Source organism: Undibacterium sp. RuRC25W, from assembly GCF_049339825.1.
Taxonomy (GTDB): domain Bacteria; phylum Pseudomonadota; class Gammaproteobacteria; order Burkholderiales; family Burkholderiaceae_D; genus Undibacterium.
This window is the reverse complement of record NZ_JBMPPD010000084.1, coordinates 1-476: the sequence shown is the minus strand read 5'-3', so window position 1 is coordinate 476 and position 476 is coordinate 1. Positions and strand designations below refer to the sequence as shown.

1 protein-coding gene is annotated in these 476 nt (G+C 44.3%); it reads right to left on the bottom strand.

What is annotated here, in order from left to right; translation table 11 throughout:
* Positions 1-476, bottom strand: a 476-nt coding sequence (locus ACO0KV_RS18395) for an IS30 family transposase (protein ID WP_423044608.1), incomplete at both ends; no start/stop codon positions are given.

Here is a 476-nt window from a genome sequence, read left to right as displayed (position 1 = left end):
TTTTCTTGGTCGATTATTCAGTCTTTTCATGGCGTGATCAATCTCCTGTTGTGTAATCGTGGTGAAATCTCTGTTCTTCGGAAAGTATTGCCTAATCAATCCATTCGTGTTTTCGTTCGTTCCTCGCTCCCAAGATGCATAGGGATGCGCGAAATAAAAGTCAGCTTTTAAGGCAGAGGCGATTGTTTCATGTTGGGCAAATTCTCGTCCGTTGTCTGAGGTGATGGTGCGTACTTTTTTACGATAAGGTTCAAGCAATTCAATCATCGCCTGACCTACTGCGTGCGCTGTCTTACGTTCCACTTTTCGAATCAACGTTAATCCTGTCTTGCGTTCTACGATACTCACAATAGCTTGCCGATGGTTTTTGCCAATGATCGTATCTGCTTCCCAATCGCCTATTCGACTGCGCTGCTCTACAATTGCTGGCCTGTCTTCGATAAATTGTCTATTCGGTATACTGCCTCTTCGCTCTA